Source organism: Streptomyces sp. NPDC048142 (assembly GCF_043202835.1).
Classification (GTDB): Bacteria; Actinomycetota; Actinomycetes; order Streptomycetales; family Streptomycetaceae; genus Streptomyces.
Genome location: NZ_JBIDBC010000052.1, coordinates 1 through 26,665, shown reverse-complemented (window position 1 = coordinate 26,665; position 26,665 = coordinate 1). Strand labels below are relative to the sequence as shown.

General features: G+C 69.0%; 13 protein-coding genes and 1 pseudogene. 10 read left to right on the top strand and 4 right to left on the bottom strand.

All coding sequences use genetic code 11. The features are described from left to right. Positions 1 to 510 precede the first annotated feature (510 nt). Together pglW and pglX are read left to right on the top strand one after the other, a co-directional pair. Complete coding sequence (gene pglW / locus ACGF2Y_RS35030; RefSeq protein WP_392955765.1) at positions 511 to 5,190, top strand: BREX system serine/threonine kinase PglW; 4,680 nt, start codon at positions 511 to 513, stop codon at positions 5,188 to 5,190. Further along, the gene (gene pglX, locus ACGF2Y_RS35025) at positions 5,187 to 8,801 is read left to right on the top strand and encodes a BREX-2 system adenine-specific DNA-methyltransferase PglX (protein ID WP_392955763.1); all 3,615 of its coding nucleotides are present in this window, start codon (positions 5,187 to 5,189) and stop codon (positions 8,799 to 8,801) included. Before pglW ends, pglX begins: the two co-directional genes overlap by 4 nt. Before the next feature lie 69 nt (positions 8,802 to 8,870). Here pglX and ACGF2Y_RS35020 read toward each other — a convergent pair whose 3' ends face one another. Both ACGF2Y_RS35020 and ACGF2Y_RS35015 read right to left on the bottom strand, forming a co-directional pair. Beyond that, on the bottom strand, positions 8,871 to 9,080 hold the full coding sequence (locus tag ACGF2Y_RS35020) for a DUF397 domain-containing protein (RefSeq protein ID WP_392955761.1): 210 nt from the start codon (positions 9,078 to 9,080) through the stop codon (positions 8,871 to 8,873). Beyond that, positions 9,062 to 9,904 (bottom strand): helix-turn-helix domain-containing protein, encoded by an 843-nt coding sequence (locus ACGF2Y_RS35015; RefSeq protein WP_392955759.1) that lies wholly within the window; start codon positions 9,902 to 9,904, stop codon positions 9,062 to 9,064. Before ACGF2Y_RS35015 ends, ACGF2Y_RS35020 begins: the two co-directional genes overlap by 19 nt. Before the next feature lie 187 nt (positions 9,905 to 10,091). Here ACGF2Y_RS35015 and ACGF2Y_RS35010 point away from each other — a divergent pair, with 187 nt between their 5' ends. From ACGF2Y_RS35010 to pglZ, 5 genes are all read left to right on the top strand, one after another. After that, positions 10,092 to 10,481, top strand: a complete 390-nt coding sequence (locus tag ACGF2Y_RS35010) for a hypothetical protein (RefSeq protein WP_392955757.1) — start codon at positions 10,092 to 10,094, stop codon at positions 10,479 to 10,481. After that, positions 10,478 to 10,708 carry a hypothetical protein gene (locus ACGF2Y_RS35005; protein WP_392955755.1) on the top strand — a complete coding sequence of 77 codons (231 nt, stop codon included), beginning with the start codon at positions 10,478 to 10,480 and terminating at the stop codon, positions 10,706 to 10,708. The genes ACGF2Y_RS35010 and ACGF2Y_RS35005 overlap by 4 nt, the downstream gene beginning before the upstream one ends. Positions 10,709 to 10,911: 203 nt before the next feature. Continuing rightward, a complete protein-coding gene (locus ACGF2Y_RS35000; RefSeq protein ID WP_392955753.1) occupies positions 10,912 to 12,804 on the top strand; it encodes a DNA/RNA helicase domain-containing protein in 1,893 nt (630 codons plus the stop codon). 106 nt (positions 12,805 to 12,910) lie between these two features. Next, positions 12,911 to 16,810, top strand: a complete 3,900-nt coding sequence (locus ACGF2Y_RS34995) for a phage resistance protein (RefSeq protein ID WP_392955751.1) — start codon at positions 12,911 to 12,913, stop codon at positions 16,808 to 16,810. Continuing rightward, entirely contained in the window at positions 16,807 to 19,749 is a 2,943-nt protein-coding gene (gene pglZ / locus ACGF2Y_RS34990) for a BREX-2 system phosphatase PglZ (protein WP_392955749.1), read from the top strand. The genes ACGF2Y_RS34995 and pglZ overlap by 4 nt, the downstream gene beginning before the upstream one ends. A 166-nt stretch (positions 19,750 to 19,915) precedes the next feature. Here pglZ and ACGF2Y_RS34985 read toward each other — a convergent pair whose 3' ends face one another. Beyond that, positions 19,916 to 20,653 (bottom strand): DUF3800 domain-containing protein, encoded by a 738-nt coding sequence (locus ACGF2Y_RS34985; protein WP_392955747.1) that lies wholly within the window; start codon positions 20,651 to 20,653, stop codon positions 19,916 to 19,918. A gap of 100 nt (positions 20,654 to 20,753) precedes the next feature. Here ACGF2Y_RS34985 and brxD point away from each other — a divergent pair, with 100 nt between their 5' ends. Then, positions 20,754 to 22,082 (top strand): BREX system ATP-binding protein BrxD, encoded by a 1,329-nt coding sequence (brxD, locus tag ACGF2Y_RS34980; RefSeq protein WP_392955745.1) that lies wholly within the window; start codon positions 20,754 to 20,756, stop codon positions 22,080 to 22,082. Then, positions 22,082 to 24,220 (top strand): DEAD/DEAH box helicase, encoded by a 2,139-nt coding sequence (locus ACGF2Y_RS34975; protein ID WP_392955743.1) that lies wholly within the window; start codon positions 22,082 to 22,084, stop codon positions 24,218 to 24,220. Before brxD ends, ACGF2Y_RS34975 begins: the two co-directional genes overlap by 1 nt. A gap of 55 nt (positions 24,221 to 24,275) precedes the next feature. Here ACGF2Y_RS34975 and ACGF2Y_RS34970 read toward each other — a convergent pair. Beyond that, positions 24,276 to 25,618: pseudogene (locus tag ACGF2Y_RS34970) on the bottom strand (PLP-dependent aminotransferase family protein). A gap of 231 nt (positions 25,619 to 25,849) precedes the next feature. Between ACGF2Y_RS34970 and ACGF2Y_RS34965 the strand changes: the two are divergent. Beyond that, on the top strand, positions 25,850 to 26,497 hold the full coding sequence (locus tag ACGF2Y_RS34965; protein ID WP_392955742.1) for a LysE family translocator: 648 nt from the start codon (positions 25,850 to 25,852) through the stop codon (positions 26,495 to 26,497). The last annotated feature ends 168 nt before the right edge of the window (positions 26,498 to 26,665 follow it).

Below are 26,665 nucleotides of genomic sequence, written 5' to 3'. Positions count from 1 at the left end.
GGGCGAGGCTTCTTCTTCCCCATGCTCTCCATGATGGACATCCTCCCGGGGACGAACCCCTGATCTCGAATGTCCGTCAAAGCGGATCAAGCCCACAACCGCCGCTGCCTACGCCAGGCTCAGGCGGCCCAGTGGGGACGTACAGGGCGAGGTCTTCCTCAGGGGCGGGGTGCGCGACACGCCCATACAGGGGATCTGTCTGGACTTCACCGTCCAGTGCACGGGCTACAACGGTGAGGAGCGGGAGTACAAGTTCGAAAGCTCCGTTGCCGACCCCTCGCACTTCACGCTGTGCAAAGGCGAGGAAAAGCGGCTCACCTTCTCCGAACGGCTTTCCTGGGAGCCGTCCACCAACCATGTCCCGGCAGGAGCTGTGCGGCCGCCTCCGCGCCGAGCGGCGACGTTAGGATTTCTCCTCCCGGGTGCCACCTCTGCCATCGACTCGCTCGACACGACGGGTCAACCGGGTGTAACCACGGGGATACGGATACCAACGGGTGGGGACAGCGCATGCGAGAAGGCCGGTGGACCACGGTCACCGAGTCCGAGTTCGATCACGAGCGGCGTGGGCTGAAAGCCATCCGCGAGCAGTTGCCGGATTCCGATCCGTGGCGGGCGTGGTCCAACTTCATCTTCACCGCGAACAGCGGCCACGTCCGTGAGGTGGATCTGCTCGTCGTCGCCCCCGGCGGTGTCTGCATGATCGAGCTGAAGAACTGGCACGGCTCCCTCACCAGCGAGAACGGCACCTGGGTACAGACCACGGCGAGGGGTCGTCGCATCCCGCACGGCAACCCGCTGCATCTGGTCGACAAGAAGGCGAAGGAGCTGGCCGGCCTGCTGGGCCAGCACGGCAGGCGGGTGTGGGTGGGCGAGGCGGTCTGCTTCACCGAGGGCTCTCTGCGCATCCGCCTCCCGGCCAACGACCAGAACGGCGTCTACACCGTCGACGAGCTGGTCACCATGCTCGAGCAGCCGCCGCGCGACGAGCGCCGCCGGATCACCGCGCCCGGTTCCCGGGATATCAAGAACGCGCTGGACCGTGTCGGCATCCGCAAGAGCGATGCCGAGTTCAAGGTCGGTCCGTACGAGCTGAAGCGGAAGTCCTTCGACACCGGGCCCACCTGGGCGGACTACCTGGCTGAACACAGTGAGCTGCCGGAGACCGCCCGGGTCCGCGTCTACCTGCGGGAGCGCGGTTCGGACGCCACCATTCGCCGGTCGGTGGAGAACGCGGCCCGGCGCGAGGCCGCGGTGCTGCAGAGGTTCCAGCATCTCGGTGTGGTGCAGCTCAAGCAGTACAACCCGTCGGGTCACTCGGCGGGGCCCGCGTTGATCTTCGACTACCACCCGCAGACCCTGCGCCTGGACGAGTACCTGCTCCAGTACGGCGAGAAGCTCGACATCCTCGGCCGTATGGCGCTGGTGCGCCAGCTGGCGGAGACGATGCGCTCCGCCCACTCCAGCCGGATCTTCCACCGGGCGCTGGCGGCCCGCTCGGTGCACGTCGTACCCCGTGACCGGGGGCGACGTGATCACGATCTGGGCGAGGAGGCCGCCTGGCTGGCCCCCAAGCTGCAGATCTCCGACTGGCAGATCGCCACGCAGCAGAGCGGCACGGCACCAGGTTCGTCCCGGCTCGCACCCACCGCCCTGTCGATGACGCACCTCGCCGAGGGCTCGGACGCCTATCTCGCCCCCGAACTGCGGGCCCCGAGCGCGGACCCGGTGTATCTGGACGTGTACGGGCTCGGCGTTCTGACCTACCTCCTGGTCACCGGCAGAGCGCCCGCCGCGAGCCAGGCCGAGCTGCTGGCCCGGCTGGAGGCGGGCGAGGGGCTGCGGCCCAGTTCGCTGGTGGACGGTCTCTCGGAGGACATCGACGAGCTGGTGCAGGAGGCGACCGCCTACCGCCCGGAGCACCGGCTCTCCACGGTCGACGAGTTCCTGGAGATGCTGGAGCTGGTCGAGGACGCGCTCACCGCCCCGTCCACACCGCCTGTGATCGAGGCCCCGGAGAAGGATCCGCTGGAAGCTGTCGCCGGGGATGTCCTGGGCGGGCGCTGGGAGGTCCGCCGACGCCTCGGTACGGGTTCGACGAGCCGCGCCTTCCTGGTCCGGGACCTGGAGGCCGGGGCGCGCGGCACCCGGCCGCTGGCCGTCCTGAAGGTGGCCCTGTCCGACGGCCGGGGCGATGTGCTCGTCCGGGAGGCGGAGGTCATGGGGCGGTTGCGCCCGGACTCCCGCGTCATCCGCCTCGTCGAGCCGCAGCCCCTGCGGATCGCGGAGCGGACGCTGCTCGCCCTGGAGTACGTGGGCGACGAGCGGGACGACGACGCGGAGAGCACGGAGACAGGAGGCAAGCGCACCCGGCGCCGCCAGGAGACGGTGGCCCGCCAGCTCCGCGACAGCGGACGCCTCCAGGTGGATCAGTTGGAGGCGTACGGGGAGTACCTGTTCGGTGCGGTCGACTTCCTGGAGGGCGAGGGCGTCTGGCACCGGGACATCAAGCCCGACAACATCGCGATCCGGGTCCGCCCGAACCGCACGCGCGAGTTGGTCCTGATCGACTTCTCGCTGGCCGGTTACCCGGCACGGGAGTACGAGGCGGGCACGGACGGCTACCTGGACCCGTTCATCGGCACACTGACGCGTACGGCCTACGACTCGCACGCGGAGCGGTACGCCGTCGCGGTCACCCTGCACCAGATGGCCTCCGGCGAACTGCCCAAGTGGGGGGACGGCTCGGTCCTGCCCCGCCAGACCGACCACAAGGAGTTCCCCCACCCGACGGTCGCGGCCGACGCGTTCGAGCCGGCGGTACGGGACGGACTGGTCGCGTTCTTCCAGAAGGCCCTCCACCGGGACGCCTCCCGGCGCTACCCCGAGCTGAAGCCGATGCGGGACGCCTGGCGGAAGATCTTCCTGGACGCCTCGCAGACCGTTCCGTCCAGCTTCTCCCGCCCCACCAACACCCCGGCCCCGGTCTCCGAAGAAGCCGGCCGGCCCGCCATCGCGGACGCCGAGCCGCTCAGCGCGGAGCAGCAGCGCGACCGCCTCGCCAAGGACGTCACCCGCGAGACCCACCTGTCGGCGGCCGGGCTCACCGAGGCCGCCCAGTCCTTCCTCTACAACCTGGGCATCACCACGGTCGGCGGTCTCCTGGACTACAGCCGCCGCAAGCTCGTCAACGCACCGGGGCTCGGCGCCAAGACCCGGGGCGAGGTGCAGCGCCGTCAGCGGGAGTGGGGCGAGCTGCTGCGCGAGGCGCCGGTCTCACCGCTGACGGCCCGGGGCCGTGCGGAGGCCAAGGAGGAGCTGGCGCAGCTCACCTCGGGCGAGGCGGCGGTGCTCGACGCCCTCGCCACGGACGGCAAGGCGGCGGGGCTGTCGAGTGCGGCACTCCGCTCGGTCAGCCTGGACACGCTCGCCACACTCCTGGTCCCGGAACTGAACAACAACGGCTCCAACAGCAACAAGGTGGAGATGGTCCGCCTGCTGCTGCGCCTGCCGAACGAGCGGGGCGTCCTGCCGGACATCGGAGTCTGGCCCCGTCCGAAGGACGTCGCCGAACTGGTGGGGATCACCCCGCAGCGCGTCTACCAGATGCTCAAGGAGGAGCGGAAGCGCTGGAGGAAGGACCCGGCGGTCCAGGCGCTGCGGGCCGAGATCATGGATCTCCTGAAGGGGCTGGGCCGGATCGCGTCCGCCTCGGAGATCGCCGACGCCCTCGCGGTGCGTCGCGGTACGCAGCTGTCCGAGCGGGAGCAGCGCCGGGCGCTGGCCCTGGCGGCGGTACGGGCCGTGGTGGAGCTGGAGCAGTTCGACCCGGAGAGCGCCCAGTTCCAGCACCAGGCGAACCGCGGGGCCACCGACGAGTCCCTCGGCGCGGGTCTGCTGGCCCTGGACGTCCGGGAGCCGGACGAGGAGGCGGGGACACCGGGCGACCCGCCGGACACCCCGACGGCCCCGGGCCTCCTCGACTACGCGACCCGGCTGGGCAGGAAGGCGGGCAGCCTGGCGGAGCTGGACACCCTGCCGACGGCGACGACGGTCCTCGGCGAACTGGCGGCGGTCGCCCCGCCGCCGGGGACGGTGGAGTGGGACGAACGCCGCCTGGTGGAGCTGGCCGCCGCCGCCTCGGAGAACGCTGCGGCCACCCCCCGCCTGGAGATCTACCCCCGTGACCTCGACCTGGTCCGCGCGCTGCGCCTGACCCAGGCCGGTCTGGTGCGTCTGATCCCGGGGTCGCCGGAGGCACGGCAGCCGGGGATCACCGGCGACGACGTGCACGAGCGCGTACGGGCACGCTTCCCGGAGCTGGTCGTGCCGGACGGCCGGGGCGGCACGACCGCCGACCTGCCGACGGCCGGCCCGCTGACGAAGGCGCTGCGCGAGGCGGGCTTCGAGCTGACCCTCGCCACCCGCGAGGACACCGGGACGCTGCGCTATCTCCCGACCCGGATGGACGCGGCGTCCAGCTACCTCACCACGGACAGCTGGGGCCGCTCGACGAACCTCGGCGCGGTCACCCGCTACGCGGACGATCCGCTGGTAGCAGCCGCCGTACGCACCGACGAGCGCCTCGTCGCGTCGGCCCGCAAGGACGGCTACCGGGTCCTGACGGTACGCCAGGACCTGTCGCCGAAGGCGGTACGGTCCCTGGCGCGCGAGACCGGGGAAGGCGCGCTGGGCGCACACGCGGTGTCGGCGACGCAGGTTTTCCTGGACGCCCTGCACGCGCTGGTCCCGCCGGGCACGAAGCCGACGTGGGAGACGCTGCTGAAGGCGGACGCGGCGGAGCCGGGGCACCGGGGCGCGGTGAAGTTCGCCGAGTACGCGCGTACGGCGTGGGGCTCGGTCGAACCGCGTGTACGGGAACTGCTGGCGGAGGGCGGCCCCGGAACTCCGCCGGTGCTGCTGACGGACGCGAACGTCTTCGCCCGGTACGACGCGATGGGCGTCCTGGACCGGCTGGCGCAGGCGGCCCGCCACGGCGGGCGGGGGCTGTGGCTGCTGGTACCGCAGGGCGACCCGGCCCGCGAACCGAAGCTCGGCCAGGTCGCGGTCGCCTATCAGGCGGGCCTGGGCGAGTGGATCGAACTTCCGGACGCGTGGGTGGACGACGTCCACCGGTCCGTACCCGCCGCCAGGAGCGGCATCGAGGAACACCAGGGAGAATCCAAGTGATCGACCGCAAGGCTCTGTTGAACGACCTGAAGCAGCAGGTCAAGGCGGCCGAGACGGACCTGTCCCAGCAGGTGAAGGCCGTGACCGAGGTGGGTACGCGGTTGCGTGCCGAGTACGACCGGGCCCGGAAGCTGGGCCGTACGGCGGCGACCTGGAACTCCTGGCTGGACGAGCGCGTCACGCAGGTCGCGGTGGCGTGGGCGCTGGGCACGGTCTTCGTCCGCTTCTGCGAGGACAACCGCCTGATCCCGGAGCCGTACCTGACGGCCCCGGAGGACGACCGCCGCGACCTGGCGCTGGCCCGCTTCGAGGACTACGTGTCCACGTCGGACGACCCGACGTACCGGGGCTGGCTGGAGACGGCGTTCGAGGAACTGGGCGCGGGCCAGGCGGGCCGGCTGCTCTTCGACAAGAAGCACAACCCGCTGTTCCAGATCCCGCTGTCACACGACGGGGCCCGCGACCTGGTCGACTTCTGGCGCGCGAGGGACGAGGAGGGCGTGCTCGTCCACGACTTCACGGACCCGCTGGAGGAGGACGGCGACGGCACGAAGGGCTGGGACACCCGCTTCCTGGGCGACCTGTACCAGGACCTGAGCGAGGCGGCCCGGAAGACGTACGCGCTGCTCCAGACCCCGGAGTTCGTGGAGGAGTTCATCCTCGACCGGACGATGACCCCGGCGGTGCGGGAGTTCGGGTACGAGGGCCTGAAGATGATCGACCCGACGTGCGGATCGGGGCACTTCGTGCTGGGCGCGTTCCGGCGGCTGGTACGGCTGTGGGCGGAGGGGCAGCCGGGGCGCGATGTGCATGAGCGGGTGGCTGCCGCGCTGGACTCGGTGCACGGGGTGGACCTCAACCCGTTCGCGGTGGCGGTGGCGAGGTTCCGGTTGCTGGTGGCGGCTATGGCGGCTAGCGGGGTGCGGACGCTGGGGGAGGCGGCGGGGTATGAGTGGCCGATTCACTTGGCGGTGGGGGACTCGCTGATCAAGGCTCGGCAGTTGGAGCTGAACCTGACGCTGGATGGGGATGGGGGGGGCGAGGATGAGTTGGCCTCGTTCGCTTATGCCACGGAGGATGTGCATGAGCACCCCCGAATTCTGGAGCAGGGGCGATACGACGTGGTGGTAGGGAACCCGCCATACGTCACAGTGAAGGACAGAAAACTCAACGCCCTTTACCGAGGGCTGTACAACGCCTGCGGCGGAACATACGCACTATCAGTTCCATTCGCACAGCGATTTTTTGAACTAGCCAAGCGAGGGGGAGGTGACAATCTCGGCTACGGAATTATTGGTCAGATTACAGCAAATTCCTTCATGAAACGCGAATTCGGAACACGGCTCATCGAGAATTACTTCCGCGATCGCGTAGAATTGCTAGAAGTAATCGATACCTCCGGCGCATACATTCCAGGGCATGGCACACCGACCGTCATCTTGGTCGGGAAAAACCGAGAGGGAAGCCTTCGCTCTCCCACCATCCGAACCGTACGCAGCGTTCAGGGAGAACCCTTCGCCCCGAAACAGGCTGAAGATGGCTTCGTCTGGAAGGCTATCGTGAAACAGATTGACGAAGTTGGTTCCACCAGTCAATGGATCTCCGTCGATGACCTTGATCGTCAGAGGTACTTCAGCACAAAGCCATGGATACTGGTTGCCGGCGGATTGGAGTTGGTCGAAAAACTATCAGAGACAAGCTCAACTTCACTTAAGTCCCACGTTGCTCGAATCGGATTCTACGGCGACACACACGCTGACGAAGCATTGACTTTTCCGCTCAGTGCGCTCAAAAATCGCCGAGCTGAGAATGCTTATGTGAGACCAGTTGGAGTGGGGGACGAGGTTCGTGATTTCACTCTCGCCAACGGACATTGGACGATCCACCCTTACGATGAAACGCGCTCAATTGCACCTTTGACATCGATGCCAAATATCGAGCGAATTCTCTGGCCCAATCGAACTGAACTAGGCAACCGCTCGACCTTCTCTGGGCGCACATACTTCGCAGATGGCCGCCCGTGGTGGGAATGGCATCAACTCCCGAGGGACGCAGAGGCCCACCGGTGGTCTCTAAACTTTGCCTTCGTCGCTACACACAATCACGTGATTTTGGACCGCAGCGGAAGCGCGTTCACTCGAACAACCCCTGTAATCAAATTGCGGAGCGGGGCGAGCGAAGAAGACCACTTGCGGCTTCTCGGTCTACTCAATAGCTCCACCGCGGGATTCTGGCTCAAAATGGTGAGCCACGACAAGGGAAGCCAATCCGGCACCGGCGGATTCATGCATGACGAGTGGGAAAGGTTCTACGAGTTCACTGGAACAAAATTTCAGGAATTCCCCCTACCAGCCGCATATCCCGATCAGTTGGCCGCAAAAATTGATGCACTAACTCAGAGGCTGACCGCCAACAGCCCGACTGCTGTGGCAGCTGATAATATCCCGACCGCCACCACCCTCCGCGAGGCAAAGGCCGTGTGGGAGTCGACTCGGACGCGCATGATTGCACTCCAAGAGGAGTTGGACTGGGAGGTCTATTCTGCATACGGGCTTCTCTCAGAAAACTTGCGCGTACCCAACTCCGCCAACCTGCCCAATATTTCTCTCGGTGAGCGTGCGTTTGAGATTGTTCTCGCTCGCCAGGAATCTGCTGGCACCCGAAAAACCGTGTGGTTTGAGCGGCACAACTCAAAGCCAATCACCAAAGTTCCTACCCATTGGCCCGCCGCCTACCGCGAGGCAGTCCAGAAACGCATCGACGCCATCGAGTCGAGCCAGGCTATCAGCATGATCGAACGGCCCGAATACAAACGTCGCTGGGCCACTGAAGGGTGGGACGCTCTCCAGTACAAGGCTCTCCGCTCTTGGTTGCTGGACCGGATCGAGAAGCGCGATCACTGGTTCGACGAGAACGACATGCCCGCCCTCGTCACCCTCTCCCGTCTAACCGACGCGCTCTCCCGTGACGAGGACTTCGTATCCGTCTCCAAGATCTACGAGCCGCACAAGGAACTACACGTCGTCGTCTCTGAGCTGATGGCTGGTGAGCATGTGCCGTTCCTCGCCGCCCTGCGCTACAAGCCCTCCGGGCTCAAGAAGCGTGCGGACTGGGAGCACGTGTGGGATCTCCAGCGGCAGGAGGACGCCGCCCCGGACGAGCTGGCCAAGCGGAAGATCCGGGACACCATTCCCGTACCGCCGAAGTACACCTCCGTCGACTTCCTGCGGCCCTCCTTCTGGAAGGCGCGCGGCAAGCTCGACGTGCCCAAGGAGCGGTTCATCTCGTACGGGCAGAGCAACGCGGCCACACCCGAGCTGTACGGCTGGGCCGGCTGGGATCACCGGGAGCAGGCGTACGCGCTCGACGCGTACATCGCGTCCCACGAGGCCCTGACCGCCGAGGAACTGACCCCGTTCCTCGCGGGTCTGCTCGAACTCCAGCCCTGGCTGGACCAGTGGCACAACGAGTTCGACGCCACCTTCAGCTCCTCCCCCGCCACGTACTTCCGGGGTGACCGGCAGATGGTCCAGGGCGAGAACGGGCTCACCGACGACGACCTGCGCGCCTGGCGGCCAGTCGCCGTCAAGCGGGGTGCCAAGAGGAAGTAGCCCGCGCCTGATGACGTCGATGGCCCTCGCTGAACGTGTCAGCGAGGGCCATCTCGTACCAGAACCAGATCAGCCGCTCAGCTCGCCGTTGCTCACAGCAGACACGAACGACGACCAGCCGTCCGCCGCGAACGTCAGCGCGGGCCCGGAAGGGTTCTTGCTGTCACGCACCGGGACCACAGCGGTGAAGCCGTCCGCCACCTCGACGCACGCACCGCCGTCCTGATTGCTGTAGCTGCTCTTGCGCCAGGCCGCGGCGGTCAGGTTGATGGATCGCACGAGAGTTCCTCCAACTTGCGCAGAACGAAATTTCGCGACTCGGCCGGGGAAAGCGCCAGGTCACGTGTGGCATCGTACGCACGTTGCGCACGCTCCACCTCGACGTTCTCCTCGATGAGATCGCCTCCGTAGCCATGTTCCGTGTAAGCCACCGTACGAGCATCCGGCAGTCGAAGGAACCAGACGTCCGTGCTCGACAGTCCGTGCAACCCGGCCTCCTGCGGCAGGACTTGAAGCGTCAGATTCGGCCGCTCGGCCATCTCCACCAGGTGTTCAAGTTGCTTCCGCCACTCGCCCACATCCCGCAGCGCCGTCCGCAGTGTCGCCTCCGAGAGGATCGTCCGGAACTGCGGCGCACCCTCCCCTTCCAGCAAGCTCCGCCGCCCCATCCTCGCGTCCACCTGCTGCGTCAGCTCCGTACCGTGCAGCCCACCCGACGCCAACAACTCCCGCGCATACGCAGGTGTCTGCAACAGCCCCGGCAGCACGCTCACCGCGAAGTGCCACATACTCACCGCCTCGGACTCCAGCGCCATGTACCGCCGGTACCGCTCCTTGAACTGGGTCTTGTCACTGACCGCCAGCTCCCACAGCGCCAGCAGCAACCCCGGCGTCCCGTAGTGCGTGTCCAGTGCCTGGACCACCTCCGGGCCGCCGACCGTCTCGCCCTTCTCCATCTTGCCGAACAGCGACCAGTCCCAGCCCAGCCGGTCGCCCAGTTGCCGCAGGCTGTGGCCGCGCGCCGTGCGCAGGAGGCGTAACTCCTCCGCGAACCGTGCTCGTGGTTCCCTGCTGCGGCCCGTGACCGCTCGCCTCGTCGGCATCGCGCCCTCCGTGAAACGTGGAACGTGTGGAACTTGCGGATCCGGCCGGGGAAGCTGCCCCGGCTTCGGCAGGACTCCGCCCCCGACCAGGACATTCTCGTAACGAGCCCCTCACGCACGGTAGTTCACGACCTACGGCCGGGGCGCAGGTTCCGCGCAACAACCAGCCGAAAGAAGAGGCCCCCACATGTCCTCGAAGCCGCCCCTCCCCCGCCGGACGCCCCAGCACAACGCAGCCACCACCGCCACCACCGCCAGCGTCCCGGTTCCGCCCGGCGGGCTCCCTGGCGCCGCCAAGGTCCAAGAAGCCCTGGACGCCCGCGACGCCCTCGCCACCGCGCTCTCCCGGGCCGGCATCCAGCTTCCCGCGATGGACGTCCGTACGCCGTGGGCCGACGCCGTCCGCGAAGACGGCACGCCCTCCCCGTACGGCAGCGGCGAGAACGCCAACGACCGCGAGCAGCAGGCAACAGAGCGGTCCGGCGAGATCCGGTACGCCCTCGTCCACCTCGGCGTGTGCTCCGCGCCCGTGGCTCACGCCCTCGCGACGGCGATCACCAACGGGCTGGCCCGGTGACCGTGGACGGCGTCCCCGGGGTCGGGGTGGCCGTCCACGACAGCGGGAGCGGCCGGGTCGGGCTGGTGGCCGGCCATCGAAGCCCGCACGTCGTGCTCCGGCCGCTCGGCGGGGGCAGGCAGTGGGAAGCGGACCCGGCCCACCTACGACCGCTCAGCCGGGCCGAGTTCCTGAGCGCGCAGCTCGCCGAGGTCAACGCCCGCAGTCGGCACCCGCACCCCTTCTGACCTCGGCAGCCGCCATCGGCGGCACGCGCCCGGAGGGGCCCTACCGGCCTCCCATTCGAAAAGCATCGCCGCCTGTCACACCCCCGTCCTAGGATGAGAAGGATCATCTCAGCGGCCCGCCGGGCTTCCGTTCCGCGTCAGCGGACTGAAGAGGACATGCCCCCACCCGCACGAGTCATTTCGTGCTGCCTGGGGGCAATTCCTTGCTGTTCCGCGAGTCCGCCGCGTCCGTCGCCGCCCGCAACCTCGAAGGTTCGCTGTCGCTGCATCTGATGGAGAACTTCAAGCACGCGCACGGCCGCAGTCCCGGGGACTCCGAGGTGCGGTCCTGGAAGCGCAGCATCCCCGCTCTCACCGGTGCGCTGCTCGACGCGGGGCTCGGTGAGGTCGAGATGCTCATCGAGTACTCCCTGCCGCTGACCAGCAAGCGCGCCGACGTGCTGCTCGCCGGGGTGCACCCGGTCACCGGGGAACCGTCGTACGTGGTGGTCGAGCTGAAGCAGTGGAGCCAGGCGTACGCGGAGGAGGACGAGCCGCTGCTGTGCCGGATCGACGCCTACCCGCGGCCCGTGCTCCACCCCGTCGAGCAGGTGCGGGGCTACGTCTCGTACCTGCTGTCGTTCAACGGCGCGCTGGAGCGGATCCCGGAGTCGGTCGCCGGGGTGGCGTTCCTGCACAACGCGACGGAGTTCGGCGTCAGCTCCCTGCGCGAGGTGCCGGAGGACGTACAGGGTCTGATGTACACCGCTGAGCAGCGCGGGGCGTTCCTCGACTTCCTGCGTTCCCGGCTCGCTCCGAAGTCCGGTGCGCACTCCGCCGACCTCCTGCTCCAGGGCAAGGTGCGTCCCTCCAAGCAGCTGATGGCGGTCGCGGCAGCCGAGGTGCGCGACCGTGAGCAGTTCGTGCTCCTCGACGAACAGCGGGTCGCCTACGAGCTGGTGCTCTCCGCCGTGCGGAAGGCGAAGCGGTCGAACCACAAGCAGGTGGTCGTGGTGACCGGCGGGCCGGGTTCCGGGAAGAGCGTGATCGCCCTGTCGCTCCTCGGGGAGTTGTACCGGCGCGGCGAGACCGCTCTGCACGCGACCGGGTCCTCGTCGTTCACCACGACCATGCGCAAGGTCGCGGGGTCGCGGAAGCCCGAGGTGCAGAAGTTGTTCATGTACTTCAACAGCTTCATGGCCGCCGAGCCCAACGATCTCGACGTCGTCATCTGCGACGAGGCCCACCGGCTCCGCAAGACGTCCGCCAACCGCTACACCAAGGCCGAGCTGCGCACCGACCGCCCCCAGGTCGCCGAACTGATCGAGGCCGCCCGCGTACCGGTGTTCCTGCTGGACCAGCACCAGGTGGTGCGCCCCGGTGAGATGGGGACCAAGGAGCAGATCGGGGCGGCCGCCGCCGCGATGGGACTGGACTGCGTGGTGGTGGAGCTGGACAGCCAGTTCCGCTGCGGGGGCAGCGACGCGTACGTGAAGTGGGTCGCGAACCTGCTGGGGCTGGAGGGCGACGGGCCCGTCGTATGGGAGCCGGACGGCAAGGTGGAGCTGCGGACCGCCGAGAGCCCGCAGGAGCTGGAGGACTTCCTGATCGCCAGGCGGGCGGAGAAGTACGGGGCGCGCATGGCGGCCGGGTACTGCTGGAAGTGGACGAAGAAGATCACGCCGGAGATGTCCGCCCTGCCCACCGACGTCGTCATCGGCGACTGGGCCCGGCCGTGGAACCTGGCGGGTGACCGGTCTCTGCTGGGTGCGCCGCAGTCGGCGCTGTGGGCGACCGATCCGGCCGGGTTCGGGCAGGTGGGATGCGTGTACACCGCCCAGGGCTTCGAGTACGACTGGTCGGGCGTCATCATGGGGCCGGATCTGGTGTGGCGGACCGACCAGTGGGTGGTCGACCGTACGGCGTCGAAGGACCCGGTCTTCACGAAGGCGACCCCGGACGACGATGTGGCGCGGCTCATCCGCAACACGTACAAGGTGCTGCTGACCCGGGGCATGGTCGGGACGATCATCTACTCCACCGACCCCGAGACCCGGGAGAAGCTGCGTTCCCTGGTCAGCCCGGAGGCCGTGGCGAAGGACCTGGCCCCCGTCTGACGCGGGGCGGTCCCGGGATGGCGGGATCATTGGTCCGCTGTCGTACCCAAGCCATACGATCGGACCACACCACCTGCCATCAGCCCGCCGGAGAGTGAGACCGCCCATGGTCCAGCAGCCGCCCCTGCTCCGCGATGTCATCGACATCAAGGAGTCCCTGTCGACCTCGGACTTCGTCCTCCGGCTCTCGGAGGCGACGACCCCGGCCGGCGCCGAGGGTGCTCTGCGGGACTACGTGGTCACGGAGCGGCTGCGGGACAACTTCGACGAGGCGCTGGGGCTGATCAAGGCGGCGCTCGACGGGCACACGTCGAAGGCGGCGTATCTGCACGGTTCGTTCGGTTCGGGTAAGTCGCACTTCATGGCGGTGCTGCACGCCCTGCTGAGCGGCAGCCCCGCCGCGCGGGCACGGGTCGACCTCGACCCGGTGCTGTCCAAGCACGAGTGGCTGGGCACCGACGGGAAGCGGTTCCTGCTGGTGCCGTACCACATGCTCGGGGCGAAGGCTCTGGAGCAGCGGGTGCTCGGGGGCTATGTCACGCACGTGAAGAAGCTGCACCCGGAGGCCTCGACTCCGCAGGTGTACCGGACGGACGCGCTCTTCGACACCATCCGGTCGCTGCGGGAGCGCAACGGGGACCGGTTCATCATCGACGGCCTCGCGTCCTCCGAGGCGAACGGCGCTGACGAGGACGACGAGTGGGGCGAGGCGTTCGCCTGGCAGCCGGAGCTGCTGGACACCGCGCTGGCCGCCGAGGAGGTGCACGAGTCGGGTCGTGCGCTGAATCTGGTGAGCCCGTCGACGCCGGCCGAGCTGCGCGCCCGGCTGGTGGAGGACGCGAACGCGCATCTGCTGCCGGGCTTCACGAGGAGCGCCGCCGAGGACGAGCACGGGTTCGTGTCGCTGGACGCGGGTCTCTCCGTCATCGCCGAGCATGCCAAGTCCCTCGGGTACGACGGGCTGATCCTGTTCCTGGACGAGCTGATCCTCTGGCTGGCGACGCTGATCCACGACCAGAAGTTCGTGGCGCGCGAGGCCAGCAAGATCACCAACTTCGTGGAGGGCGGCGACGCACGCCGTGCCGTTCCCGTGGTGTCGTTCATCGCGCGCCAGCGTGACCTGCGCGAGCTGGTGGGCGAGGAGGTGTCGGGGGCGGCCGAGTCGTCCATCCAGGACACGCTGAGCCTGGCGTCCGGTCGCTTCGACAAGATCACGCTGGAGGACCGCAACCTGCCCCAGGTGGCACACGCGAGGCTGCTGACCCCGAAGGACCCGGAGTCGGCGGCGCTGGTGAACGCCGAGTTCGAGAAGACCCGCAAGGTCCGCCAGGAGGTCTGGGACACCCTGCTGGGCTCGGACCGGGGGGCTGACGGGGTGGGGGCCGACGAGGAGAGCTTCCGGCTGACGTACCCGTTCTCCCCCGCGTTCATGGACACCCTCGTCCACGTCTCCTCCGCCCTCCAGCGCAACCGGACGGGTATGAAGCTGATGGGGCAGCTGCTCGCCGACCACCGGGACGAGCTGCGGCTCGGGGACCTGATCCCGGTGGGCGATCTCTACCCGCTGATCACGGCCGGTGGCGACAAGCCGTTCACCGACAGTCTCAAGGTGGTCTTCGAGGCGGCCGACAAGCTCTACCGCACCAAGCTGCGCCCCTACCTCCTCGCCACGCACAACGTGTCCGAGGAGGACGTCGAGCAGTACACCCACCGGGGCCCGGACAGCATCGCCGACCCGGACCTGCGGGGCCGGGTGAAGATCTTCGTCGGGGACAACCGGATCGTGGGCACCCTGCTGCTGTCGGCGCTCGCGCCCAGCGTGCCCGCGCTCTCCGACCTCACGATCCGCCGGCTGTCCGCGCTGAATTACGGCTCCGTCGTCGCCCCGATCCCGGGCCGCGAGTACGGCATCCTGAAGAACAAGATCGCGGAGTGGGCGGGGCGCTTCCCGGAGATCAAGGAGACCGGCACCGAAACGAACCCGGGTGTCCGGCTCGAACTGACCGGTGTGGACGTCGACTCCGTCATCGCCAACGCCAAGGTCAACGACAACCCGGGCAACCGGCAGGCGCTCGCCAAGCGACTCCTGTCCGAGGAACTCGCCATCGAGCACGGCCAGTTGACGAATCGCGTCAACTTCGACTGGCGCGGTACGAGCCGCAGCGCGGAAGTCCTCTTCGGCAACCTCGCCGACGAGGAGGAGCTGCCCGACCACGATCTCTCGCCGAACGAGGACGGTCTCTGGCGGATCGTCGTCGACCTCCCGTACGACGAGGGCGAGTACGGACCCATCGACGACGTCAACCGGGTGCGACGGCTCCGGGAGAAGCAGAAGGACGGCGAGCCGTGGCGCACGGTCGCCTGGCTGCCGGCCCACCTCTCCGCCCAGCGGTACACCGACTTCTGCCGGCTCGTCGTCATCGACAAGGCGCTCTCCGACGAGCAGCGGTTCGACAGCCAGTACGCCGGTCACCTGAACGCGGACAACCGCGCCCGCGCCAAGGGGCTGCTGGAGACCCAGCGGGAGTCGCTTCTGAAGAACGTGAAGGCCGCGTTCAAGCAGGCGTACGGGCTGGCGGAGAAGAAGCCCACCGATGTGGAGCTGGGCTTCTCCGAACACCTCCAGTCGCTGCGTGACATCGACGGGCTGGTCTTCTCCTTCGGTCAGTCGATGCGGGACGGGCTGCGACACGTGGCGGGCAAGCTGCTGGCCGATCAGTTCCCCGAGCACCCGGACCTGGACCCGGACCACACCGGCATCCCGTTGAAGGCGGCCGACGCCCGCAAGGTCTTCACCCATATCCGGGCGGCGGCGGAGGCCCGTGATCACCGGACCGAGGTGCCGGCCGCGGACCGGAAGCTGCTCCAGCGCATCGCGGGGCCGCTGCGTCTCGGCCAGCAGAAGGAGGCGTACTTCGAGCTGTCGCTCTTCTGGGCCGACCACTTCCGGCAGCTCGCGCGGGAGCGTGGGGTGGCCGGTGACCTCTCCCTGATCACCCTCACCGACTGGACCGATCTGCCGCAGCCGCGCGGGCTGCCCGATTTCCTCACCCGGCTGATCGTGGCCGCGTTCGCGGAGATGGACGACCGTGTGTGGGTACGGAGCGGGATGCCGCTGGACCCCGCCCCGGAGCTGTCCCAGATCAAGGATCACGACGCGCTGCGCAGCCAGCCCCGGCCCTCCGAGCAGGACTGGGAAACGGCTCGTCAGCGGTTCGCCACGATCTTCGGGGAGCCCGCTCCCACGCTGCGGCGCGGTCGCATGGTCAACCAGTTCGCCCGCCAGATCGTCCAGGCGGCCCACGCCCACAAGGACTACGCGATCAGTCTGGTGTCCAAGCTGGAGGAGCACGCGGGATTCCTCCGGCTCGACAGCACCGACGAGGCCGCACGGCTGCCCCTCGCCCGGCGGTCCGTCGAGCTGCTGACGGCCCTCGGCCAGAGTGCCGGGCAGGGTGCGGCCGGGGCCAAGAAGACGGTGGACGCGCTGGCCGCCTTCGACCTCGGGCAGGTGAGCGCGGACCGGTTCGGTTCTTCGATCACCCAGGCCAAGGACGTCGCCCGCGCCTTGACGGACACCTCCTGGACCACGTTGGAGCTGGCGGTCAACGAAGGGCCCGAGGGGCAGGCCCTGCTGGATGCCCTGCGCAACGCGGCCGGGAGCGACCAGCGGACCATCGACCTGAAGGACGCCCTCGCCCGCACCCAGCGCGAAGTGCTGGCGCTGGTGAAGCGCAACCGGGCCGCCGTCACTCCCCCTCCCCCGGTCCCGCCGACCACTCCCGGCGCGGACCAGGTGCCGCTGAACACCGGGACCAGTCACCCGCCTGTTCCCACCGACCGGGTCGCGGAGCCCGCCCCGGGCGGTTCTCGGAGTCGACGGTCGGGCGGCGGGCGCACGACCGCGGCGCGGGCCGTGGCCGAGCTCCAGGCCGAGATCGCTGATCTGGCGGCCCGCGAACCGGGAACCGCGGTCGAGATCACCTGGCGGGTCGTCGAGTCATGAGCAGCACGAGCACATCGGCGATCGCCCGGCTGAACGTCGCCACGATCACCCAGTACCTGTCGTCCCAGACATCGCTGGCCCCGTCCCTCACCGGCGCCGGGCGACGCCGTGCCGTCCTCCTTCGTTCGGCCCCCCAGTGGGACGGTCCGGCCGAACCGGTGTGGGGCGAGGGCCGTACCGCCCGCATCTCCACAGCCCCTTCGCCACTCGCCGTACATGAACTGCTCCTGCGACACCTCGGTGAGCCGCTCGAGAACAAGACGGAGTCCGCCATCACCGCGGACTCCGCCGGCCCCGCCGTGCTCGTCATCCTGACCGACCGCGAACAGAGCGAACTCGACCCCGCGATCCTGGCCCGCGTCCACAAGAAGCGCATCGACACGCTCGACAGCTGGGATGTGGTCCGTGAGGCATTCGGCGCCGAGCAGGTCGACACCCGGCTCCGGCATGCCAACTGGGCTGCCGAGGCCCTCCTGGACGCCACCCCGCCCGGCGGCTGGCCTCCGTTGGCGGGCGGTGTGCTCTCCCGGCGGAAAGCTCTGTCCGCCCTCGCCCTGCGCCGACTGCGGCTCGGAAGATACGACACCGAGTCGGGTGGACCGGCGTACCGCGTCCGGAGGACGGACGATGCGCTGGACACCCACGCCCTGCTGAGCTGGTCCCTGAGCCCTGGTGGCCCCGGTCGGCTGCTCGAACTGCGCGGCCCCGAGCGTACGGGGCTGAGGCAGTTCCTGGGGGAGGAGGACCAAGCAGGACTTGCCGGACAGGCTCTCCTCGCCCTGGTCGAGGCGGAACACGGCGAGGATGCGGTGGCGTTCGGGCTGGTCTGCGCCGCGTTGTGGCAGCACGCCGTTCCGGACGCCGAGGTCTACCTGGCGCGGGGCCGGGCCGAGCGATGGTTCGGAGAGCAGTCCCTGGCCACGGGGGAACGGCTCGACCACCTGGCGTCCGCCTTCGGCCGTGCCTGTGAGGACTACCTGGGCGTCCTGTTGACCGCCGCCGCACGGAGCGGGGGCTCCGAGAGCGAGGAGACGCGGGAGGCACGTCGGATCGGCGACACCGTTCTGGACCGGGCCGCTTCACTCGTCCGGCAGTTCGGGGCGGAAGCCGCCGCTCAGGCGAGCCCGCTCCTCCCGACCGGTCTGGAAGCCCGCTTCGCCGCCGTGGGGAACGTCCTGGAATCGGGGCGGACCGGCGCTCTCACGGACGCCTTCCGGAACCTGGAGGAACACCGGCGGGCCGTTGACCCCGAGGCGAGGATCCGGATCCGACGGGCCAGGATGGGCGGGCGCCTGGCACAGTGGCTCGCCGGTGAACCGACCACCGCGTGCGACTCGACCGGCGCCGGAATACAGCGCCACCTCGCGGAGACCGGGTGGGTGGACCAGGCGCTGGAACACATCGAGGCCGGCGGCGACCCGGACCCCGCACTTCGGTCCGCGTACGACAAGCTCGGCGCCCGTGTCCGCGAACGCCGCCATGAAATCGACCGGGACTTCGCGCGGTCGCTGGCCACCTGGACCGCGGCGGGCACACCTCCCGGCTCCATGCTCACGGTGGAGACCTTCCTGGACCGGGTGGTGAAGCCCATCGTCCGCAGCTCCGACGGCCGACGTGTCCTCCTCCTCGTCCTGGACGGGATGAGCGCCGCGATCGCCACCGAGCTCGGCCAGGAGCTGCGCTCCACATGGGCCGAATTCGATCCGGTCAAGGACGGCGAGCCGCACCGGCGGGCCATGGCCGCCGCGCTGCCGACCCTGACCGCCGTCTCCCGCACCTCTCTGTTCGCGGGCCGCCTCATGAAGGGCACCCAGGCCGACGAGAAGAGGCTCTTCCCTCAGCAGAAGCTGTGGGGCGGTGCCCCGGCGGCCGTGTTTCACAAGGACGACCTGCGCACGTCGAGCGCCGGAGAAGTGTTCGGCCCCGCCCTCGGCGAAGCCCTCGCCGACGGACGCACCCATGTGGCTGTCGTCCTGAACGCCATCGACGACCGGCTCGCCAAGGAGCAGAAGCTCGGCGACGGGACCTGGCGTGCCTCCGACATCCCGGGCCTGGTCGAACTGCTTCGGGTGGCGGCGGCCCAGGGCATGGCCGTGCTCCTGACCAGCGACCACGGGCATGTCGTGGACCGGCGCGGCACGAAGGCCGATGCGAGCGTCCCGGAGTCGGCCCGCCACCGTCTGCCCGGCGGGACGCTGTCGGCGGCTGAGGTCTCGCTGAGCGGGCCCCGGGTCGTCCGGCCCGATCCCGGTGGGTCGATCGTCGCCCTGTGGGACGCGGATTCCCGCTACACCGCGCTCAAGGCCGGCTACCACGGCGGGGCGTCCCTCGCGGAGTTCACCATCCCGGTTCTGGCCTTCCTGCCCTTCGGAGCGACACCCCCGAAGGAATGGCGTGAGCTGGGTGACCAGCGGCCTCCATGGTGGTTCCTGGACGAGCGCGCACCGGCTCCCGTACCGCCATCTTCCGGTACCGCCCCTCCTGCGAAGAAGCCGAGCCGGCAGGCCCCGTCCAAGACCCAGGCCGAGCTGGCGCGCACACACGACTCGCTGTTCGATGTCGTTCTGGTCCCGGCCGAGGAGACCGGGGACGCCTTGGTCACGACGGAGCTGCGCACGCAGACCGAGATCCTGGTCCACCGGCTGTTCGGGTCGGCTGCCTTCCAGGACCAGGTCGAGCTGCTCGCCCGGAAACCGCGCGAGCGCGAGCTGGACCGGTTCCGGCAGGCGGTCCAGGCGCTCGTCGATGCGGGCGGCACCCTGCCCGTGACGGCCCTGGCCCAGCGCGCCGAGTTTCCGGTCACCCGTGCGGACGGCTTCGCTGCCGTACTGCGTCAGCTGCTCAACTACGACGGCGTACAGGTCCTGGAAACTCTGCCGGACGGCCGGACCCTGCGATTGCACCAAGGGCTCTTGCGAGAGCAGTTCGAGCTGAACTGAACGGGAGCACATCGGGGCTGTGCACAGGCAGTCGCACCGCGTGCCATCGTGCTAGCCTCGATTTCAGGGACGTCTCCAGAAACTGACGCCCGGTTCGCCTCAGGCCCCGCGGAAGCGGGGCCTTTGTGCTTCATGAGTGAAGACCGGCACAGGCTGGTCCGACGTGTCAGCAGGTGTGCTGGTCAGGCACCCAGCAGTGCTTATGGGCGATGCGGGGAGCCACGTACGACCAGAGCGTCTCATTGGCTCGACGCGCCCGCGGATCGCCGTCCTGTCCACTGACCAACCGGCGGTGCAGATACGCGATCAGGTCCGCCGCCTGCAGCAGCCTGCTCGCCTTCGAGGGTGCGAAGTGGATGGTGTCCACGAGACACGGCAGATTGTCGCCCACACTGCCGCCCACGGCAGTCTGCTGGTAGTCACGGAAACGCCGTCGATGGTCGTCAGCCCCGTCGATCTCGTCGGCGATCACCAAGGCCAGCTCATCCCGCACCTGCACGTGTTCGCAGATGCCTTCCAGCAGCTGCCGCAGAACTACTTCGTGCGGCGAAGGACAGACTCCGGGACCGGAATGGCTGCTGCGATGGGGCCGCAGGTCGAGCCCTCGCACGATGACCCGTACGTCATGTGTACCGATCGCCTTCATGGCGTCGGCGTAGACACCGATGCGGGCGCGCACCATGTTGTGGCCCTTGTTTCCCATCCGCGTCCAGTCGTCGCGGGCCTGCACCAGTGCGTGACCGTGCAGTTCAGCATGACGGTCCACGGGATAGTGGTCCGCTGCCTTGGCCACGACGGAGTCGAGTGCGCGGTGCAAGGGACGTAGATGCTTCTCCGCCACGACGAGAGCGACCATCCAGTAGTGGTCCTGGTCGTATGACTCATCGACATAGGTCAGCAACACAACGTGAGTGTTTCACACCGGCACCGACCATGAAGGAGGGGGAGACAGCCCTCACGGTACAGCCCCGGGTCCTGATCATGCCGGGTGAGAGACTGGGCCGGTGAGTTCAGCGAAACCGAATCCTCCCGCCTCTGCCGCCCGCCGTCGCACCGTGATCGATGCGCTGCGGCGCGGGGCCGTACCGGACAGCGGACTCGACCTGCTGGCCACTGGTCTGGACCGTTTCGCTTCCGCGCTCGACGGCGAACTGGACGCGGTCGCCTCGGGCGGAGCCGTGTTCAAGGCGGTGCGCGGCGAATACGGGTCGGGCAAGACGTTCTTCACCCGGTGGCTGGGAGAGCGGGCCAAACGCCTGGGCTTCGCGGTCGCCGAAATCCAGGTCTCGGAAACCGAAACACCGCTGCACAAGCTGGAAACCGTCTACCGAAGGCTCACCGAGCGGATGGCCACGGCCAGCTTCCCGCCGAGTGCGCTCAGGCCCATCGTGGACGCCTGGTTCTACGCGCTGGAGGAGGACGCCCTCGCGGCCGGTGCAAGCGAGGACGAGCTGGCCCGTGAGGTCGAGGCCCTGCTGACGACCCGGCTGGCCGAGGTCTCACGGCACGCCCCGTCCTTCTCGACCGCCCTGCGCGGATACCGGACGGCCCTCGCCGACGGCGAGGAAGCGACAGCGGCAGCCGTGCTCGCCTGGCTGGGCGGCCAGCCACATGTCGCCGCGGCTGCCCGGCGGTCGGCCGGCGTCCGGGGCGACCTTGATCACTTCGGTGCCCTCGGCTTCCTCCAAGGACTCCTGACCGTGCTGCGCGACTCCGGGCACCGTGGACTGTTCGTCGTGCTCGACGAGGTGGAGACGCTCCAGCGGGTCCGTTCCGATGCCCGGGACAAAGCCCTCAACGCGTTGCGCCAGCTCATCGACGAGATCCACTCGGGCCGCTTCCCCGGCCTCTATCTCGTGATCACAGGTACGCCCGCGTTCTACGACGGGCAGCAGGGCGCGCAACGCCTGGCCCCGCTCGCCCAGCGGCTGGCCACCGACTTCACCACCGACCCGCGCTTCGACAACCCGCGGGCGGTACAGCTGCGCCTTCCTGGTTTCACCCAGGAATCCCTGGTCGATCTGGGTCTGACCATCCGTGACCTGTACGCGGCGGGGGCTTCGGCCCCCGACCGCATCGTGTCCGTCGTCGACGACGCCTACGTCGCCGAACTCGCCCGAGCGGTCGGCGGTGCACTCGGCGGCAAGGTGGGAGTGGCACCGCGGCTCTTCCTGAAGAAGCTGGTCGGAGACGTCCTCGACCGGGTCGACCAGTTCGACGACTTCGACCCCCGCCGCCACTACCGGCTGACTGTGAGCAGCAACGAACTCACCGACGTGGAACGGAACTCCGCAGCCGGCCGCTCGGCGGACGACATCGAACTGGACGTGTGATGGGGCAGCCACCGGTGTCCGAGGATCCTGTGGACCGCCTGGATCCGGTGGTCCTGCACCATGTGGTGAACACACTGGGCTGGCCGGACCTGCGCCCGCTGCAGCGGGCTGCGATCCGGCCGCTGATGGACGGTGAGGACTCCGTTCTCCTCGCTCCCACGGCGGGCGGGAAGACGGAAGCAGCCTGTCTGCCGATCCTGTCAGCCATGTCGGAGCAGCACTGGTCCGGCACATCCGTGCTGTACCTGTGCCCACTCAAGGCGCTGCTCAACAACCTCGTGACGCGCATCGACGGCTACGCCCAGTGGCTGGGGAGACGAGCAGCCCTGTGGCACGGAGACACCAAGGAGTCGCAGCGGCAGCGCATCCGTGCCGACCGGCCGGACATCCTGCTCACCACTCCGGAGTCGCTGGAGGCCATGCTCATCGGCGTGAAGACCGATCACGCGCACCTGCTGGGAGACGTGCGAGCGGTTGTCGTGGACGAGGTTCACGCCTTCGCGGGTGACGATCGTGGCTGGCATCTGCTCGCGGTGCTGGAACGACTGGGACGCGTTACCGGGCGTCCGATCCAGCGGATCGGGCTTTCGGCGACCGTCGGCAACCCGGAGCAGCTACTCACCTGGCTTCAGGGATCGGGGGCGGGGAAGCGGCCGGCTCGCGTGATCGCGCCCGGTCCCTCCGCGAGCGGCCCGGCGCCGACGGGCGAGGTGGAACTGGACTACGTCGGTTCGCTGGAGAACGCGGCCAAGCTCATCGCCACGTTGCACCGCGGCGAGAAACGGCTCGTCTTCTGCGACTCCCGACGACAGGTCGAACAGTTGGGAGCAGCCCTGCGTGAGCGGGAGGTGACCGCGTTCCTGTCGCATGCCTCACTCTCGGCGGAGGAAAGGGCCAGATCGGAGCAAGCCTTCGCCGAGGCCCGGGACTGTGTCATCGTGTCCACCTCGACACTGGAGCTGGGCATCGATGTGGGTGACCTGGACCGTGTGATCCAGATCGACTCGCCCAGCAGCGTCGCCTCGTTCCTCCAGCGCATCGGACGCACGGGAAGACGTCCGGGCAGCACCCGCAATTGCCTCTTTCTCGCTACCCGGAAGGACACGCTCCTTCAGGCGGCCGCACTGCTCCTCCTGTGGAGGAAGGGATGGGTGGAGCCGGTGATCCCGCCGCCCGAGCCTCGCCACCTGGTCGCCCAGCAGTTGCTCGCGGTCACGCTCCAGCAGCAACGCGTCGGTGACCGGTTGTGGCCGATGCAATGGAATGGTCTGGTGCCCTTCGACGCCTCGGCGACGCCAATCCTGCGCCATCTGGTGACGCAGGGCTTCCTTGACGAGGACGACGGACTTCTCTTCATCGGCCCCGAGGCGGAACGGCGCTTCGGGCGGCGTCATTTCATCGAGCTCACAGCGTCCTTCACCGCACCGCCTCAGTTCACCGTCCTCGCCGGCCGTACCGAGATCGGGCAGATGGACCCCTCGGTGCTGACCGAGGAACGCCCCGGGCCCCGTCGGCTCCTGCTCGGCGGGCGTAGCTGGCAGGTAACGTTCATCGACTGGGCCCGCAAACGAGCCTTCGTCGAACCGGCGGACGGGGGCGGGGTCGCCAAGTGGAGCAGTGGTTCGGTCCTCGGCCTCTCCTACCACCTCACCCGTGCGATGCGCACGGTGCTTCTCGGGGAGGACCCTCCGGTCTCCCTCACCCGTCGGGCCGAGGTCTGCCTGGCCGGCTGGCGGGAGGACGAGGCACCTGCACTCGTACACCCGGCTCGGACCCTGGTAAGCCGTCAGGGCACGGACGTCCGGTGGTGGACCTGGGCCGGCTACCGCGCGAACGCGACCTTGGCGGCGACGTTGCCGTCCATCGCCGATCCCGTCCAACGCCCCACGGACTGCTACGTGCGGCTGCGTGAAGACCTGACGCAGGATATGTGGCGGGAGAGCCACGAGGCCGCGAGCGGTAGCCCGGCTCTCGTTCTTCCGGACGTCGATCGCCGCGCCGTACACGGGCTCAAGTTCTCCGCCGCCCTGCCCGAACGGCTCGCGGTGGCCACGGTCGCCGCCCGGCTTGCTGACTTCGAGGGAGCCCGCGCGGCCCTCGGTGAAGCCGTGCGCTTCCACCACGGCTTCACGGCATGAGCTTCACCCAACCGTTCAGCCTTCTGTCCGAACGGAACTCATAGAGCGTGCGGTCTCACTCCCCGGCCAGCTCGTCCGGTGTGGACCGGGCGAGGTCGGCGAGGGTAGCGAGGGCTCTGGAGAGGACCTCTCGGGTGGGTGACGCCAGGCCGAGGCGGATCGCGTGCGGGCCCCGGTGGCGGCCGGCGGAGAACGCCGCGGCCGGGGTCACCGCGATGCCCTGCCGTGCGGCGGCGGCGACGAAGGTGTCGGCGCGCCATGGACTGGGCAGCTCCCACCAGCGGTAGCACGATGCGGGGTCGCTGCGCGTCCGGAAGTCGCCGAGGTGCTGGTGGGCTATCTCCTGCCGCGCCCCGACCTCCCGCTGTTTGGCCCGTACGAGCGTGTCGACGGCGCCGTCCGCCTGCCACTGCACCATCGCCTCCAGGGGGAACCGCATGGGCGTCCATCCTCCGGAGCGCAGGGCCCCCGCCACCCGGCCCGCCAGCGCGGCGGGGGCAACGGCGAACCCGAGGGACAGGCCCGGGGACAGGCGTTTGGAGACGCTGTCGACAAGGACGGTTCGCTCGGCGGCCCGCGAGGCGAGGGGCGGCAGGTCGTCCCGGAGGAAAGCCCAGACAGCGTCCTCGATCGCGTGGATCCCCGATGTCAGCAGCACGTCGGCCAGTTGGTCGAGCCGCCGCGCGGGCATGGTGACGGACAGCGGGTTGTGGAGGACCGGTTGTACGTAGACAGCGTGCAGCGGATCGGCGCGGTGTGCCTCCCCCACCGCCTCCGGGATCAGCCCGTCCTCGTCCATGGCGAGGGGTACGAGGGTGACGCCGAGGCGGGCGGCGATGGCCTTCAGCACCGGATAGGTGAGCTCCTCGACGCCCAGCCGGGCTCCCGGCCGGGTCAGTGCGGCGACGGCGGCGGAGATGGCCTGCCGGCCGTTCCCGGCGAACAGGACGCGTTCCGGGTCGGGCCGCCCGCCGCCCCGTGCGAGAAGTGCGGCGGCGGCCTCGCGGGCGGCGGGGGTGCCGGCGGGCCCCACCGGGCGGAGCACCGACTCCAGGCGGTCGGAGCGCACCAGCTTCTCCAGGCCGGCGGCGAGCAGCCCGGCCTGTTCGGCGACGACGGGGTGGTTGAGCTCCAGGTCGACCCGGCTGTCGGCGGGTTCGGACAGGGCCGGTGCGGGGGCGGGCGCGCCGGGCGCCTCCGTGACGAAGGTACCGCGTCCGACCTGGCCGACGGTGAGACCGCGGCGGGCCAGCTCCTGGTAGACGCGGACGGCGGTGGAATCGGCGATGGCGTGCGCCGGGCGAACTCCCGCTGCGGAGGCAGGCGTTCCCCCGCCCTGAGCCGGCCGGCCGCGATCTCCGCCGCCACGACGTCGGCGACGGACCGGAAATCCTTCACGGGCTTCACCTCCCTGGTGAGCGGCATCGAAGCACAGCATTGCACTGAGTGCAATGCCTGCTATTGAGCCGAGATGGAACGTGAACCTAGACTCACATTGCACCGAGCGGCACAGCCGGAGCTCACGGCGGCGGCCCCTCCGCCGGAACAGGAACCGGGGCATGAACCGGGCATGAACCGGCACATCAACCGGGGAATCGATCAGGGCACGAACAAGAGCGGCGGACGAGCATGGTTGAGCTGAGCGGGGTGCTGGGGGTCGCGTTGGTCGCGCTGGGCATGGTGCTCACCCCGGGCCCGAACATGATCTATCTCGCCTCCCGGAGCATCACCCAGGGACGACGCGCGGGAGTGGTGTCCCTCGGCGGCGTGGCCGCGGGCTTCCTGGTCTATCTGCTGGCCACGAATCTCGGCCTGTCGGCGGTCTTCCTCGCGGTGCCCGAGCTGTACGTGGCCGTGAAGATGGCCGGCGCCGCCTACCTGGTCTACCTGGCCTGGACCGCCCTGCGCCCCGGGGGAACCTCCGTCTTCGCCCCCAAGGACCTGCCGCACGACTCCCCGCGCAAGCTGTTCACGATGGGCCTGATGACGAATCTCCTCAACCCGAAGATCGCCATCATGTATCTCTCCCTCATCCCGCAGTTCATCAGCCTGGAGGCGGGAGACATCCTCCTCCAGGGCTTCCTGCTGGGCGCCGTCCAGATCGCGGTGGCCCTCACCCTCAACCTGGGCATCGTCCTGGCGGCGGGAGCCATCGCCGTCTTCCTGGCCCGCCGCCCTTCCTGGCTTCGCGCCCAGCGCTACCTGATGGGCACCGCCCTGGGCCTGCTGGCCGTCTCGGTGGCTGCGGACTCCTCGGCTCCGGCGACATCGGGCTGAACAACCGGGCGGAAGGGCGAGAGGCAGGACGGCAGAAGGCAGAAGGCGGACGGCCCAGGGGACGCGCAGGACGGGGGCCGTCGACGAATTAGTGGGTTGATTCGCGTTCGCGGTCTGCGGCTGTCGCGTGCATGACGTAGTTGGCGAGGTCGCTGGGGTCGATCAAGC